Origin of the sequence: Mucilaginibacter flavidus, assembly GCF_024055575.1 — a bacterium.
Taxonomy (GTDB): Bacteria; Bacteroidota; Bacteroidia; order Sphingobacteriales; family Sphingobacteriaceae; genus Mucilaginibacter; species Mucilaginibacter flavidus.
Genome location: NZ_JAMXOE010000006.1, coordinates 55,475 through 70,712, shown reverse-complemented (window position 1 = coordinate 70,712; position 15,238 = coordinate 55,475). Strand labels below are relative to the sequence as shown.

General features: G+C 41.7%; 13 protein-coding genes. 12 read left to right on the top strand and 1 reads right to left on the bottom strand.

Annotation, left to right across the window (positions count from 1 at the left end; all coding sequences use genetic code 11):
* Nucleotides 1-80 precede the first annotated feature (80 nt).
* On the top strand, nt 81-872 hold the full coding sequence (locus NAF19_RS11755) for a DUF3108 domain-containing protein (protein ID WP_252790245.1): 792 nt from the start codon (nt 81-83) through the stop codon (nt 870-872).
* A 199-nt stretch (nt 873-1,071) separates the two neighbouring features.
* Here the strand turns inward: NAF19_RS11755 and NAF19_RS11750 are convergent, their stop codons facing one another.
* Nucleotides 1,072-2,856 (bottom strand): glycoside hydrolase family 15 protein, encoded by a 1,785-nt coding sequence (locus NAF19_RS11750; protein ID WP_252790244.1) that lies wholly within the window; start codon nt 2,854-2,856, stop codon nt 1,072-1,074.
* A 347-nt stretch (nt 2,857-3,203) separates the two neighbouring features.
* Here NAF19_RS11750 and NAF19_RS11745 point away from each other — a divergent pair, with 347 nt between their 5' ends.
* The 11 genes from NAF19_RS11745 (at nt 3,204) to NAF19_RS11695 (ending at nt 15,194) form a co-directional block, all read left to right on the top strand.
* Nucleotides 3,204-3,839: a peroxiredoxin gene (locus NAF19_RS11745; RefSeq protein WP_252790243.1), complete on the top strand. Its 636-nt coding sequence runs from the start codon at nt 3,204-3,206 to the stop codon at nt 3,837-3,839.
* A gap of 140 nt (nt 3,840-3,979) precedes the next feature.
* Nucleotides 3,980-4,177, top strand: a complete 198-nt coding sequence (locus NAF19_RS11740) for a cold-shock protein (protein WP_090650362.1) — start codon at nt 3,980-3,982, stop codon at nt 4,175-4,177.
* A gap of 120 nt (nt 4,178-4,297) precedes the next feature.
* Nucleotides 4,298-5,533 carry an MFS transporter gene (locus NAF19_RS11735; RefSeq protein ID WP_252790242.1) on the top strand — a complete coding sequence of 412 codons (1,236 nt, stop codon included), beginning with the start codon at nt 4,298-4,300 and terminating at the stop codon, nt 5,531-5,533.
* 345 nt (nt 5,534-5,878) lie between these two features.
* On the top strand, nt 5,879-6,790 hold the full coding sequence (hemF, locus tag NAF19_RS11730) for an oxygen-dependent coproporphyrinogen oxidase (protein WP_252790241.1): 912 nt from the start codon (nt 5,879-5,881) through the stop codon (nt 6,788-6,790).
* 125 nt (nt 6,791-6,915) lie between these two features.
* Complete coding sequence (locus tag NAF19_RS11725; protein ID WP_252790240.1) at nt 6,916-7,269, top strand: hypothetical protein; 354 nt, start codon at nt 6,916-6,918, stop codon at nt 7,267-7,269.
* Nucleotides 7,270-7,897: 628 nt separating this feature from the next.
* A complete protein-coding gene (gyrA, locus tag NAF19_RS11720) occupies nt 7,898-10,486 on the top strand; it encodes a DNA gyrase subunit A (RefSeq protein WP_252790239.1) in 2,589 nt (862 codons plus the stop codon).
* 3 nt (nt 10,487-10,489) lie between these two features.
* A complete protein-coding gene (locus NAF19_RS11715) occupies nt 10,490-11,608 on the top strand; it encodes a tetratricopeptide repeat protein (RefSeq protein WP_252790238.1) in 1,119 nt (372 codons plus the stop codon).
* Between the two features lie 6 nt (nt 11,609-11,614).
* Nucleotides 11,615-12,925: a tetratricopeptide repeat protein gene (locus NAF19_RS11710; protein ID WP_252790237.1), complete on the top strand. Its 1,311-nt coding sequence runs from the start codon at nt 11,615-11,617 to the stop codon at nt 12,923-12,925.
* Between the two features lie 181 nt (nt 12,926-13,106).
* Nucleotides 13,107-13,901, top strand: coding sequence for an SDR family NAD(P)-dependent oxidoreductase (locus NAF19_RS11705; protein WP_252790236.1), 795 nt, complete (start codon nt 13,107-13,109; stop codon nt 13,899-13,901).
* A gap of 196 nt (nt 13,902-14,097) precedes the next feature.
* Nucleotides 14,098-14,574 carry a GNAT family N-acetyltransferase gene (locus tag NAF19_RS11700; RefSeq protein ID WP_252790235.1) on the top strand — a complete coding sequence of 159 codons (477 nt, stop codon included), beginning with the start codon at nt 14,098-14,100 and terminating at the stop codon, nt 14,572-14,574.
* Nucleotides 14,571-15,194 carry an RNA-binding domain-containing protein gene (locus NAF19_RS11695; RefSeq protein WP_252790234.1) on the top strand — a complete coding sequence of 208 codons (624 nt, stop codon included), beginning with the start codon at nt 14,571-14,573 and terminating at the stop codon, nt 15,192-15,194. Before NAF19_RS11700 ends, NAF19_RS11695 begins: the two co-directional genes overlap by 4 nt.
* Nucleotides 15,195-15,238: the final 44 nt, after the last annotated feature.

Here is a 15,238-nt window from a genome sequence, read left to right as displayed (position 1 = left end):
CGTTTAAAATATTGTAGCATTCATTGAGTTTGTTTCATAGATAAAACCGGAAAGTCAATCTATACCGGAAAAGAATAACTATGAAACTGTTTTTAATTGCAGCCTTATCCGCATTTACAATTCCAGCCATTGCAAAAACCGGTGATACAATACGGGTTGAACCTGCCACCCTCGAACTAAAAAACCTGCAAAAAGGTGATATAAGCTATCTGCAATTCGGTAAAAAAACGAAAGATGGCGCGGCAATCCGGGTTGCACTTATTAAGTTTAATGTTCAGGCTGGGCAATATCATAACAAACCTGCCATTACGGTAACCCAGCAGTGGGAAATGGATACGATTGTGCATAAATGCCTCAGTGTTTTTAACGCGAAAGATTTTAGTACATTGCTACAAGACGCTTATTGGAAGCGTTTAGGCTACTCTGTTAAGCTTGATTTTGAAACCAGAGAAGTTTCGTACACAAATTTGAATAACAAGACCAACGTACCCGATTCGGTTAAATCGGAAGCCATTAAGGTTTTTAACGGTTCGTTTAATAAATACAACCTTAACTGGCATGCCGATATGCTTATCTACTCGTTGCTACCCTTTAAAGAAAACAGGGTATTTATTATAAATTATTACGATCCAGGGTTTGAGAAATCGACCGAGGTTGCCTATACCGTTACCGGAAGCGACTATTTAACCGGCAGCAATGGCGAAAAGATTGATTGCCGGGTGCTGAATAATTATAACGACAATAATGCGCCCGGTAAAGGTTATGAACGGTTTTGGATATCGAAAAAAACACACGAAGTTTTGAAACTGGAAAATAATTTTTTCAGTGGGAGAGGGTTTAGGTACAAATTGAAACTCGGGATTGCGAATTGAGGTGAGTGCACACCGGAAATATTATAGATAATATAAAATTTTCATTGCGAGCGAGGAACGAGCACGGCAACCGCACGCATCCATAACCGCCATGCAAAATGCAGACCGTTCTTTTCGCTCTGTAAAGTTCGCGGTTGCCGCGATGCGCTCGCAATGGCAAGATTATGAATGAGTTGCTCTTTACCTTTCGCCTTTAACTTCACAAAAATATTGGCCTATCCAACTTAATAGCAATCCTGTACGCCGCATTCATCAAACCAACATGACTGTAGGCCTGCGGGAAATTACCCCACTGGCTACCATCGTTTTCGTCAACGTCTTCACTGAATAACAACAGGTGATTTGAATATTTAAGGATGTTCTCGAATTCGCGCATTGCATCATCCATCCGGCCAACGCAAGCCAGGGCCTCGATATACCAGAAGGCGCAAATCAGGAATGTAGTTTTGGGTTTACCAAAATCATCTTTATATAAATACCTGTAAAATAACCCATTACTGGCTTTTAACTCTTTTTCCAGTGCAATTAAGTGGTCCTTGGCACGGTCTGATGCCGGGTCGAGATAATTCATCATTATCAGCTGCAGGGTGCTGGCATCAAGGTTGGAGTTGCCGGCTGAGTTGGTATAAACTTTGCGTACCGGGTCGTAACAGCTTTCAATATGTTTGGCAGCGCGTTTTTTAACTTTTATCGCCCTTTTCACCAGGTCCTGATTGTCTATAGTTAACGCCATTTTTTCGGCTGCTGAGGCTCCGGCCCATTGAAACAGGTTGCTGTAACAATGGATGTTGGCCATGTTGCGGAATTCCCAAATACCAGCGTCCTTTTCATCAATGGTACGCTCAATTTTGCTTAATAAAAACTCAATCCAGCGTACGGAATCTTTCCTTTCAGAGAATATAAAACGATGGTCGGTATACAGAGGGAGCAGGGATATCATTACCTGCCCATAAATATCATTCTGTATGTGTTCCGATGCCTGGTTCCCCACGCGTACCGGCTGATTACCCATATAACCGACCAGGTCTTCACGTATTTCTTCCACCAAATCCTTTTTACCGGTGATGCCATAAAGGGGCTGGTAACGTTCATGTTCGTTGAAAGATATATCGGTTACATAACTAAAATATTTCTCCATTTCTTCAAAGTGGCCTATATGATTTAGCGAGGTAAGCACATAATATGTATCGCGCAGCCAGCAATAGCGATAGTCCCAGTTGCGACCGCTCCCCGGCGATTCCGGCAAACTGGTGGTGCTGGCCGCAATAATAGCCCCGGTATCTTCATACTGGTGAATTTTTAACGCTAATGCCGAACGGATGACAAATGGTTGAAAATAAGTAGCTATGGATGAGTGCTTTATCCAGGTTCGCCAGTATTGGGTGGTTTCGCGCAGAAAACGTTCGGCGGTGCTGACAAGCGGCGCTTCCAATGGTTCGCCGTATGTAAGCACCAGGTACTTGCATTCGTTCAACACAAAAGGCTGCTCGTCAAAAACATAGCTAATGGGAATATTAGTGGTAAGCCGCATATTTTCATCACCACCCAAAAACTGTATATGGTTGCTGCCGCGGTTTACATGCAGCTTTGTACGCCCGTAGTCAGATACCGGGTCGCATTTTACAACAATTTGCGCAGTACCTTCAACCGGTTCAATTTTACGGATTAGCATCAGCGCTTTATAATAACGCTGATGCTCGTAAAATCGTGGAGCAAAGTCTGTTATGCGGTATTTGGCGCCTTTTGCCGTAGTTATTTCGGTTGCCAGCACATTGGTATTCTCCAGGTAATATTGATGCGATGTGTAATCGTCAGTAGGTAAAATGGAGAATGAGCCGCCTTGCTCTTTATCCAGCAAACCACCAAAAATAAAAGTGCTGTCGAAGCGTGGCCAACACAGCCAGTCGATATTAGTATTCTTGTTTACATGCGCCAGGAACGCACAATTGCCAATTATCCCGGTATCATAGGTATGTCTCTTCATAGAGGGACCGCCGTTTTAAGGCAGTTAGTTTGTTTAACAATGATATGGGCGAATTGTTGGGGGGGATTATGCGTAGGGGCGAATTGCATTCGCCATTGGCGGACGGGTAATCAACTATATTTTGCACCTGCTTGCGGACACCCTTCAATAAACGGCTGTGGGGCCACAGCCGTTGGTTAGATTCTGTAAATTGACTTGGCAGACGAGGGCGGATGCAATTCGCCCCTACAATATGTAATAAACTATAATCCCTATGTAATTAATGGAATTAAATAAAAATCAATATTGATAAGTTCAACAATCCGCTTACCTTAGTATATTATTTAAATAAATAAACATTTAATATTATGGGTTTACGATTGGGAGATTTAGCTCCAAACTTTAAAGCACAAACTTCGCAGGGCGAAATTGATTTTTACGAATTCCTGGGCGACAGCTGGGGGGTATTATTTTCGCACCCGGCGGATTATACACCGGTTTGTACTACCGAACTGGGTAAAACAGCATCGTTAAAAAGCGAATTTGACAAACGGAATGTTAAGGTAGCCGCCTTGAGCGTTGATTCTGTTGAATCACACAAAGGCTGGATAAACGATATTAATGAAACCCAGAACGTTGAGGTAAATTTCCCGATAATAGGGGATGAGAACCGCGAAATAGCTTTGGCGTATGATATGATTCACCCAAATGCATCGTTAACAGCAACTGTGCGGTCGTTATTTATTATAGCTCCCGACAAAACGGTAAAGCTGATGATTACTTATCCTGCGTCAACCGGCCGTAACTTCCAGGAAATTTTAAGGGTGATTGATTCGTTGCAGTTAACAGCAAAATACAGCGTTGCAACACCAGCCGATTGGAAAGACGGGGAAGACGTAATTGTGGTGCCCGCAATTAAGACAGAAGACATCCCGGCAAAATTTCCGAAAGGTTTTACACAGGTTAAACCCTATTTAAGGACGACGCCACAACCAAATAAATAATTTTATTTGGTATTTAATAATTTTATATATTTGAACTGATGGTTTTTCTAAATCCTTCTGATAATAATGCCATTTTATTCAGTATGGGTCTGGTTTTTAAATCTTTAACACAAATTTTTAATACACAATTATAATTATTTATGAAAACTGGAAAAGTAAAATGGTTTAACACACAAAAAGGTTATGGTTTTATTGTTACCGAAGATGGTAAAGATCTTTTTGTACACTTTAAAGATGTACAGGGCGGCGTAAATGCCATTAAAGATAACGATAGCGTTACATACGAAGTGGAGGAAGGCAGAAAAGGACTACAGGCAGTAAATGTAAAAAAAGCATAATTGAAGGAAACCGATGTTTCACACAAAGCCTCTGCTCCACAGGGGTTTTTTTGTGTCAACTTTTTTGAGTTGATTTTCTAATAATTCTGTTATTTTAGCCAAACCCAATTATTACAATTTATGACTGACGTTAACCCCGCCAAAGCCCAGAGAAATGTTATTTTCTTAGTTATTGTAGCCAGCCTTGGCTATTTTGTCGACATATACGATTTGCTGATTTTTTTAATAGTACGGAAGAAAAGCCTGCTTGACATAGGCGTTAAACCAGGTGATGTGCTGAGCGTAGGGACAAACATCATCAACTGGCAAATGTTTGGCTTGCTGCTTGGCGGCATTTTGTGGGGCGTTTTAGGCGATAAATTGGGTAGGTTAAAGGTTCTTTTTGGCTCAATAGCTTTATATTCAATCGCAAATTTTGCCAATGGGTTTGTACACGACCCAACGCTGTATGCTGCTATACGCTTTATTGCCGGCGTAGGCCTTGCCGGCGAGTTAGGTGCTGGCGTGACTTTGGTTAGCGAAACTTTAAGTAAAGAAAAAAGAGGATATGGTACAATGGTTGTGGCTGCAGTCGGGCTTTTTGGGGCAGTTGCCGCAAACTGGATATCAAAATATGACTGGCATACGGCTTATTTTGTTGGAGGCGGGTTAGGATTTCTGCTGTTGTTATTACGTGTGGGGACATTTGAATCCGGGATGTTTAAAGGGATAGAAGATAAGTCTGGGATATCAAAGGGCAATTTCTTTATGCTATTCAGCAGTTGGGGCGTGTTTAAAAAATATTTATGTTGCATACTGATAGGTGCGCCACTCTGGTATGTTATAGGCGTACTGATTTCGTTGCAACCGGAATTTGGTGTTGCGCTGCATGCAACGGAGAAGTTAAACGCGGGTGATGGCATCCAATATGCATACATTGCTATTGCCCTTGGCGGTGTAGTTGCGGGGCTGCTTTCGCAGGCAGCCAAATCAAGAAAACTGGTTATGCTTATTTTCCTGTTGCTGTCGGCTGTGAGTGTTGTCGTTTATCTGAATGCTGATGGTTTATCGAGCAAAAAATTCCTGTGGCTTTGCTTCTTTATGGGTTTTGCGGTGGGGTATTGGACGTTGTTTATCACCATTGCTGCCGAACAATTTGGCACCAACATTCGGTCGACCGTGGCAACAACTGTGCCCAATTTTGTGCGTGGGTCTTTAATCCTTATCAATATGGCGTTCTTGGCATTAAAAGGCCATTATGGAATGATTAACAGCGGTTATATAATGATGGCTATATTGACCATTCTTGCTTTGGTGGCGTTGAGCCAATTGAAAGAAACATTTAACAAAGATTTAAATTACCTGGAAATCTCCTGACCAAAAATTGTAAAGGCAAAAAAGCTTCCATAAAATATTGAATATCTATTTGATACGAGCTAAGTTAATTATTTACAGATATCAACCCAAATTGTTATGATTTTTGATATAACTAGCTTGTATATAGTTATTTATACTAAAAATCACTCGTAAAAAGTGTCAACCCTGTCAACCCACTGCCTGTTTTGTCCAACGGCACCCGTTTGCTGACTCAGTCTCATTTAAATCTTGGTCACCTTGGCTGTACGTCCTAAACTATTAGGTAATTCATACTTTTTAAACAGGCTCTTAATTCAATTAATGAATTTTAAAACTTAATCAACCTAATCAACTAAATTTGCCCCGATGATAAGCAAGGAACAAATAGCCGCTGAATACCAGTTGATACAGGACGAGATTTGCGCTGCACTGGAGCAATGCGATGGCCTTGGCCATTTTGAAGAGGAAAAATGGGAGCGCGATGGCGGGGGAGGTGGCCGCACCCGGATTATTGAAAACGGGAACGTTTTTGAAAAAGGCGGTGTAAATTTTTCGGCGGTGCACGGGCAACTGCCGCATAATGTAAAGAAAGCGCTGAATGTTGACCAGGAAGATTTCTTTGCTACCGGGGTATCCATCGTTATTCATCCAAACCATCCATTGGTGCCTATCATCCATATGAACATCCGGTATTTTGAAATGCCATCGCTAAGCCCGGAACACGAGCCTTTGCGCTGGTTTGGCGGAGGTATTGATCTTACACCGCATTATGTTATCGAAGACGATGCACGGTATTTTCATGCGTATTTAAAATCGGTATGCGATAGCTTTAATCACGACTTTTATAACCGTTTTAAAACCTGGGCCGACGATTATTTTTTTATCAGGCATCGCAACGAAACCAGAGGGGTTGGAGGAATATTTTACGACCGCCTTACTGCTTCAGAGGGCCTGAGTTGGGAAAGTATTTTTGAATTTTCAAAAACGCTCGGCCGATCATTTATCCCCATTTATACTGAACTGGTGAAGCGTAACCGCGACAAACTGTTTACCGAACAGCAGCAACTATGGCAATACCAGCGCCGCAGCCGCTACACCGAGTTTAACCTGGTGTATGATGCAGGCACAAAATTCGGGCTGGAGACCAACGGGCGGATAGAATCGATATTGATGAGTTTGCCACCCACGGCCAAATGGGTTTATAACTATAAACCCGAAGCTGGAAGCGAAGAGGAGAAGACAATATCGTTATTAAAAAAAGGAATAGCATGGATTTAAATAGCGACCAATGCATTGTCATATACTGCGCGGCGTTGCAATATCCATCAATAATCGGTGTTTAAATATCTATGAATAAAGGGAAAACATACAAAATAGGTTGCTTATTTATCTTAACCTTGGTTATGACATCATTCAATGCTTCCAACCCGCTTAAAGGTACCTGGGAGTACGCCGGCGACATATTCAATGGAAAAGCTGAGGGCGCGCCGACAGATTACTCGCTACAGCGCAAATACGGCTCAAAAAGCTTTGAGTCGTTTTTGCTGGAGAAGGGAGAAAAGCCACATAAATATGAGACTGGGGATTACACGGTAACTGCCGCCACTTGTTCAGAAACGCAAACCTACAGTTCGCAGGATTCGCAGCTGATAGGGGTGACGGTGCATTACCTTTATACTATCCATAATGATACGTTAATCCTTAGCGGCACGCTTCCTAACGGCAATAAAGTAGTGGAGTATTGGAAAAAGAAATAGTTTAATGCCGGGAGCAAGAATTATCAAACAACAATTCAGAAGCTCGATAAGAAGAGGAACCGGCGCGGTCCATTTTTTGCTGCGAGACAATCCCCAAATTGATTTTTCTGCCGAGATAACAAAAGCTTGTATAAAGAATTTTGCATATGACGGGCAGTGTGAAAGCAGTCGTGCGCCTTATTTGTACGAGCTTATTTTATTATCCGGTAAAGGAGAAAAAATAAAAACTTCCATTTTAAATTCCCTATTTTAACAATATATCGCTTTAACAAAACCAAAGAATGCGCTACGCCGCTGGAAACCTTGTATAATAAAACAACCTGCGCAATTCACAGTCATGATGTTGTTAAATTGTTGATTGAAAACGATGTGTTATCGTCAAAAATTAGAAACGAATTGATATTTGATTGTAATGAAGATATAAGGCTACTGTCATCAAGTCAGGACAATCGGTCCAATTCTAATGATTGAGGTAATATGTCTGCGATAACCGCATCGGGGACTTATTCACAGCGGATTTGTTACCAACATTCGTGGTAAAAACCATAATTTTTCTTAACTTCGCGGGTTGTATAGGAACACTTTTTTTATACACGATTATAGAGAAGAATCTACAGAGAAATAAAAAATGGCCGAAGAAACAGGAAACGGAAATACCCCACCAGAAGACAGAATAATTTCCATAAATATTGATGAAGAAATGCGAGCAGCCTACATTGATTATTCAATGTCGGTTATCGTATCGCGTGCATTGCCTGATGTTCGCGACGGTTTAAAACCGGTTCACAGGCGCGTTTTATATGGCATGCTTGATTTGGGTTTGGCCAACAATAAGCCCTACAAAAAATCGGCCCGTATAGTAGGAGAGGTGCTGGGTAAGTACCACCCGCATGGCGATACATCAGTTTATGATGCCATGGTTCGTATGGCACAGGACTGGAGCCTGCGCTATCCCTTTGTTGAGGGACAGGGTAATTACGGTTCGATTGATGGTGACCAGCCTGCGGCAATGCGTTATACAGAAGCAAGACTAGAAAAAATTGCTGAAGAAATGCTTGCCGATATCAATAAAGACACTATTGATTTCCAGCTAAACTTCGACGACTCGTTACAGGAACCAACTGTTTTACCCGCCAAATTCCCTAACCTTTTGGTTAACGGTGCATCGGGTATCGCGGTGGGTATGGCGACCAATATGGCGCCTCACAACCTTACCGAGGTTGTTAACGCTACACTGGCACTTATTGATGATCGCGATATCACCGTTGATGGATTAATGGTGCACATCAAAGGCCCTGATTTTCCAACAGGAGCAATCATATATGGCTATGAAGGGGCGCGCCAGGCTTTTGAGACCGGTCGCGGCAGGATAGTTATCCGCTCGAGGGCTGAAATTGAAATTTATAACGGCGACCGCGAACGTATTATCGTATCTGAAATTCCTTACCAGATAAATAAGGCACTGATGATTGAGCGTACTGCCGAACTGGTAAACGACAAGAAAATTGATGGTATATCAGCTATCAGGGACGAATCGAACAGGGAAGGTATCCGCGTAGTTTATGAAATAAAGCGCGATGCCAATGCTGCTATAGTTCTTAATAATCTGTATAAGCACACCGCCCTGCAAACATCGTTCAGTATAAACAATATTGCGTTGGTACATGGCAGGCCTATGCTGCTTAACCTGAAGGACCTGATTCACCATTTTGTTGAACACAGGCACGAGGTGGTAATCCGCCGCGCCAAGTTTGAGCTTTCTGAAGCGGAAAAACGCGCGCATATTTTAGAGGGTTTGCTGATTGCCTTAGATCATTTGGACGAGGTAATCAAGTTGATCAGGGCATCAAACACACCTGATGATGCAAGAGAGGGGTTAATTACCCAATTTGGCCTCAGCGACTTACAGGCACGCGCTATCCTGGACATGACCCTAAGAAGGTTAACTGGCCTGGAACGCGATAAGATTAAAGACGAGTACGAAGGCTTAATGAAACTGATTGATTATTTGAAATCTATTTTGGCTGATGAAGGCCTGCGGATGCAGATAATTAAAGATGAGTTGATTGAGATCCGCGATAAATATGGCGATGAGCGCAAAACCGAAATGGTACACTCATCGGCAGAGATGAACACGGAAGACTTTATTGAGGATGAGGATGTTGTAATCACGATATCTCGTGAAGGGTACATTAAACGTACACCGTTAACCGAGTACCGCAGGCAGGGCAGGGGTGGTAAAGGCGCGATCGGCAGCAATAGCCGCGATGCCGACTTTATTGAGCACCTGCTGATAGCATCGAACCATAATTATATGTTGTTCTTTACTGAGTCGGGACAATGTTTCTGGCTGCGGGTGTTTGAAATTCCGGAAGGAACGCGTACTTCGAAAGGTCGTGCGATCCAGAATATCATCAATATACCTAAGGAAGAGAACATCAAGGCTTACATTAAGTTAATCAGCCTTAAAGATACCGAGTACCTGGAGAACAACTTTATTATTATGTGTACCAAAAAAGGTACCATCAAGAAAACGTCGCTCGAGGCTTATTCACGTCCTCGTGCAAATGGCATTAACGCCATTAACATTAACGAAGGCGATTCGTTATTAGAGGCAACTTTAACTACCGGCAGCAGCGAAATTGTAATGGCGCTTAAATCGGGCCGTGCAATTCGCTTCAACGAGTCGACTGTTAGGCCTATGGGCAGGACCGCAACCGGGGTGAGAGGTATATCGCTTGAAAATGAAGCAGATGAAGTTGTTGGTATGATAAGTATCGATAACCCGGAAACAACCGTGCTGGTAGTGTCAGAAAAAGGTTACGGCAAGCGTACAGACATTGACGACTACCGTGTAACCAACCGTGGTGGCAAGGGTGTAAAAACTTTAAACATTACTGAGAAAACAGGAAAACTTGTTGCCATAAAAGGTGTTACTGATAATGAGGATTTGATGATAATCAACAAATCTGGAATTTTAATCCGTATTGCCATTAGTGAATTGAGAACTATGGGCCGTGCTACACAGGGTGTTAGGTTGATAACATTGAAAGGCGATGACGAAATAGCATCGGTAGCCAATATTGAGCATGATGAGGATGAAGAAAAAGAGGTGGACGAAAATGCTGAAAACACCGGTACAGAGAACGGCGGCGGAGAAAACCCAGCAACAGAAGCTGCAGGGGAAGAGCCAGCAGGGGATGAACCAAAAAAATAATTAATGATTTACCGTAAAATTATATTACCGGTAGTACTATTAACCTTTAGCACTTCTGTTGCATTTTGCCAAACAGAAGTGCTTAAAGGGGTAGTTAATAGCCTGGCATTTTATAAGCAGAAAAAGGATTTGAAATACCTGGCAAATGCCAAAAAATCCGTCGATAGTCTAATTACCAATAAAGCTGACTCCGCTGATATTGAAAAAACGGTTTACCGGGTAGTTGTTAATTCAAGCATATTGTATATTGATACGCTGAATAAACTTAACCAGCCGGCAAGTTTTTTCGCACAAACAACTTCACTTGTCGATAATCTTATTTCCAGGCGAAAGGCCTATAAATACCAGGCCGAAATAGATTATTCAAAAAGATGTTTGGCAAACGTTTATATCCGGAAGGCTTTTGCGTACACGCGCAACTCTGATTACAACAATGCACTTGAGCTGTTTACCAACGCACAAAAGTATGCGCCCAATTTTAAAGAGCTGAAAGCATACATCGCATTTTCGAATAATAAACTCGGCAATATGCAGGACGCTGCAAAAAACTACGCCGACCTGGTAAATGCCGACAGTACAAAAATTGAATATGTGCAGGCCGCGTCAAATAACTACAAACTATTAGGAGACACCGCCAGCGCCCTTGCCATTATAAAAAAGGGCCGCAAACTATTGCCAAATGATAAAACCCTGCTGCTTGATGAGGCGAATATTTACAGTAACAGGAAAGACTACCGGTCATTAGCACCATTGTTACCTGCGCTGCTTGACATTAATTCAAATAACGCCGATATTGCGTTTGTTGCCGCTGTTTGTTATGACAATTTAAACCAATATGATAAAGCAGAGTCTTTATATTTACATTCGATAGATTTGAACAGTTCGGCTTACGACCCGATATTTAACCTGGGGCTATTGTACTTTAAAGAAAGCACCAAAAAACAGGAGCAGGGCAACACAGCAAACAACACACGTGCTGCGCAATGGCTTGAAAAGGCCAATGAGATATCGCCAAATAACAAAAACTGCCTGCAGATATTGCAACAAGTTTATACACAGGCAGGTAACCAGGATGAAATTAACAAGGTAAACAATAAACTAAAACAGTTAACCAATCAATAATAAATCATGAAAATGAAACTTTTGATGACATGCCTTTTAGGCATAGCTTCGGTTGCGGCTTTTGCACAAAAAGGCGAACTGAAAGACGCACAATCAGCCTATGACAACTATGCCACCTTGCGCGGTCAAAAAGTTGCCGCAATCCAGGCACAATCCAAAAAGAGTCTTGGAGATGCCAAAACATCTATTGACAAGGCTTCAACCAACGAAAAGACGGCAACTATGCCTCAAACTCACGCGTTAAAAGCTGCTATCTACTCGTCGCTGGCGGTTGACGATACCGTCGCTACAACGTCGGCACCGTTATTTGCTACCGCAGATGAAGCAGTTAAAAAAGCTAAAGAATTAGATACCAAAAATGAATTTAAAAAACTGATTGACGATGCCAATATCAATCTTGCCCAATATAAGTTAACGGCGGGGGTTAAGGATTACCAAAGTAAACGGTATGACGAGGCTTATAAGGAATTTGATTACTATCGCACAATTTTGCCCGACGATACAAATGCTATTTATTATACAGCACTTTCCGCCGGTAATGCCGCAGATAAAGACCCTAAGTATTATCAATACGCGTTGGATAACTATAAAAAACTTGTTACCACCAAATACTCAGGAGCTCCCAAGGCATATTATGACATGACGACCATCTACCTGACTACAAAAGACACAACTAATGCATTGAAGATAGCAGCCGAAGGAATTGAAAAATTCCCTAAATATTCTGAACTGCGTAAAAGGGAAATTGAAATCGCATTGGTATCAGGAAAACAAGCTGATGTGGTGTCGAAAATACAAGCTGCGATAACAACTGATCCTAAAAACAAGGACCTGTATTATTACCTGGGTTTAACTTATTCACAAGTTGCTGACGCTGCAATTGCGAGAGCTGCAAAAGCTAAAGATGATGCTACCAAAACCAAGGAAAAAGCAAGTGCTACAGAAAACCAGGGTAAAGCAGCTGATGCTTACAAAAAAGCATTGGAAATAGATCCAGACTTTTTTGAAGCTAATATGAACTTAGGTATCACATTAATGCAGCCAGCGTTGGATGTGTTTAACGCTGCTCAAAAATTGCCGTCGAGTGCACAGAAACAATATGATGCGGAGATGGCAAAATCAGACAAAATGTTGGAACCCGCAAAACCATACCTACAAAAAGCAGTCGACCTTAAACCGAACGATGTAAATGCGCTTACAAATTTAAGGAACTATTACAGGGCAAAATCAGATCCTGCGCATACGGCGGAGAATAAGGCCAAGGCGAATGAGTTAAAACAAAAGATTGATGCTGTAAACTCCGGAGGGGGTAAGTAGTAAATAAGGGAGAGAATAAGTAACTCTCCCTTATAATTAAATTTATTACTTAACATAATGTTAATTATGTGATAAATTATTATTTAAGATTTAAGAGACATTGTCAATATCATTCCATCTTTTTTGCAAATCTTAACATATTGAAAAAACATCCTTAAACTTGTTAAAAGCAGAATTAACTATGGATTTAAAAATAAAAAATAAAACAGCGCTGGTAACCGGCTCAACTGCGGGTATCGGTTATGCAATTGCAAAAGCGTTAGCTAATGAAGGTGTAAATGTTTTTGTAAATGGACGCACGGCGGAGCGCGTTAACCTCGCCGTGGAAAACTTAAAGCGGGAAACGGGAAATGCGGCGATTAAAGGCTTGGTGGCAGATTTTGCCGACGTATACCAGGTTAATAAATTAATTGATCAATTGCCTGAGGTTGACATACTGATAAATAATGTAGGAATTTTTGAACCAAAGCAATTTAGTGATATACCGGACGAGGACTGGATCAAATTTTACGAGGTAAACGTATTAAGCGGCGTGCGTTTGTCGAGGGCATATTTTAATAAAATGCTGGCTAAAAATTGGGGACGTATCATATTTATTTCAAGTGAGTCGGCTATTCAAATTCCTGAAGAAATGATTCATTACGGGATGACGAAAACTGCCCAGATTGCCGTTGCCCGCGGCCTTGCTGAACTAACCAAAGGCACCAATGTAACGGTAAACGCCGTATTGCCTGGCCCAACATTTTCTGAAGGCGCAGGCACATTTGTTAAAGACATGGCGAAGCAACAAAATATCACGGTTGAAGAAATGGAAAAAGAGTTTTTTAAAACAGCCCGCCCAACATCAATCCTTCAGCGGTTTTTAACGCCGGACGAAATAGCCAGTACCGTTGTTTATATAGCCAGCGATTTATCAATTGGCACCAACGGTGCCGCAATTAGAGCTGATGGCGGCTTGGTAAAGAGCCCGTTTTAACTATTTTTGAAATACAACAAAGGCTCTGGTAAGCTCTAAAGCCTTTGCTGTTTATGCAATAAAATCAAAAAATTACCTCCCTCCAACAATTTTAAATGGCTTTTTCAGCAGAAATTTCTGATATTTAACTACTTGGGCATATATCACTTTTGTTGATACTCTCCTACTCGTTTTGTATTTAATCTACAGATAAACAATGTATACCGTAATAAACGACGAAGCTTTTCTTAAAAAAAATTATAAAATTTCAACCGATAAAGGCCTGCTCGACTTTGAATTAATTTATAATTATTTAGACCAGGAATCGTATTGGGCCCAGGGCATCCCGGCAGAAACGCTGAAAAAGGCAATTAAGGGCTCATTATGCTTTGGGGTTTACCATGAGGGTAAACAAGCAGGTTTTGCCCGCGTGGTGACTGATAATGCCACATTTGCCTACATTTGCGATGTTTTTATCCTTTCCGGATATCGCCGTATCGGCTTATCGAAATGGCTGGTACAAACAATTGTTAAACATCCCGGTTTACAGGGCTTAAGGCGGTGGTCGCTTGCCACTGCAGATGCACACGGGCTTTACAAACAGTTTGGTTTTAGCGAACTGAGTAAGCCCCAAAATTGGATGGAAATACATGCACCTTATAAAGCGCTTAAAACAGAGAAGGAAGAATTATGAATGTGAAGCGGTTGATTTTTGAGGGCGAAGGTGTTAAACTCGACTTTAAAAAAACCATTACCAGTTGCGAGAAAATCGCACGCACCATGGTTAGCTACGCCAATAACAAGGGCGGCAAGCTACTGATTGGCGTGGCTGATGACGGCACCATAAAAGGTGTAAAATCAGAAGACGAAGAGCGGTACATGATTACCAGAGCAGCGCATCTGTTCGCCAGGCCAGCACTTGAGCCTATGTTTGAAGAAGTTTATGTTGATGATAAGCTGGTGCTGGTAGTTGATATTGCTGAAAGTACCATAAAACCACATTACGCATTGGCTGAGGACGGTAAATGGTGGGTTTACGTTAGGGTGAAAGACAAAAGCGTGCTGGCCAGCAAGATTGTTGTTGACGTGCTTAAACGATCATCTGGCGACGAGGGCGTCCTGATCGAATACTCCACCAACGAAAAAGCACTGCTTCAATATCTTGAAACTACTGCCCGTATCACCATAAAAGAATGTTGCGATTTGCTAAAGATTGGCAGGCGTAAAGCCCAAAAGCTATTGGTTGATTTAATACTTTCCGGTATCATCAGGATAAATACCACGGAAAAAGAAGAGTTCTATACTGCGGCTTAAATCAGTATTCAGAGATCAATAGTCAGAATTCTGAGACTGGAATA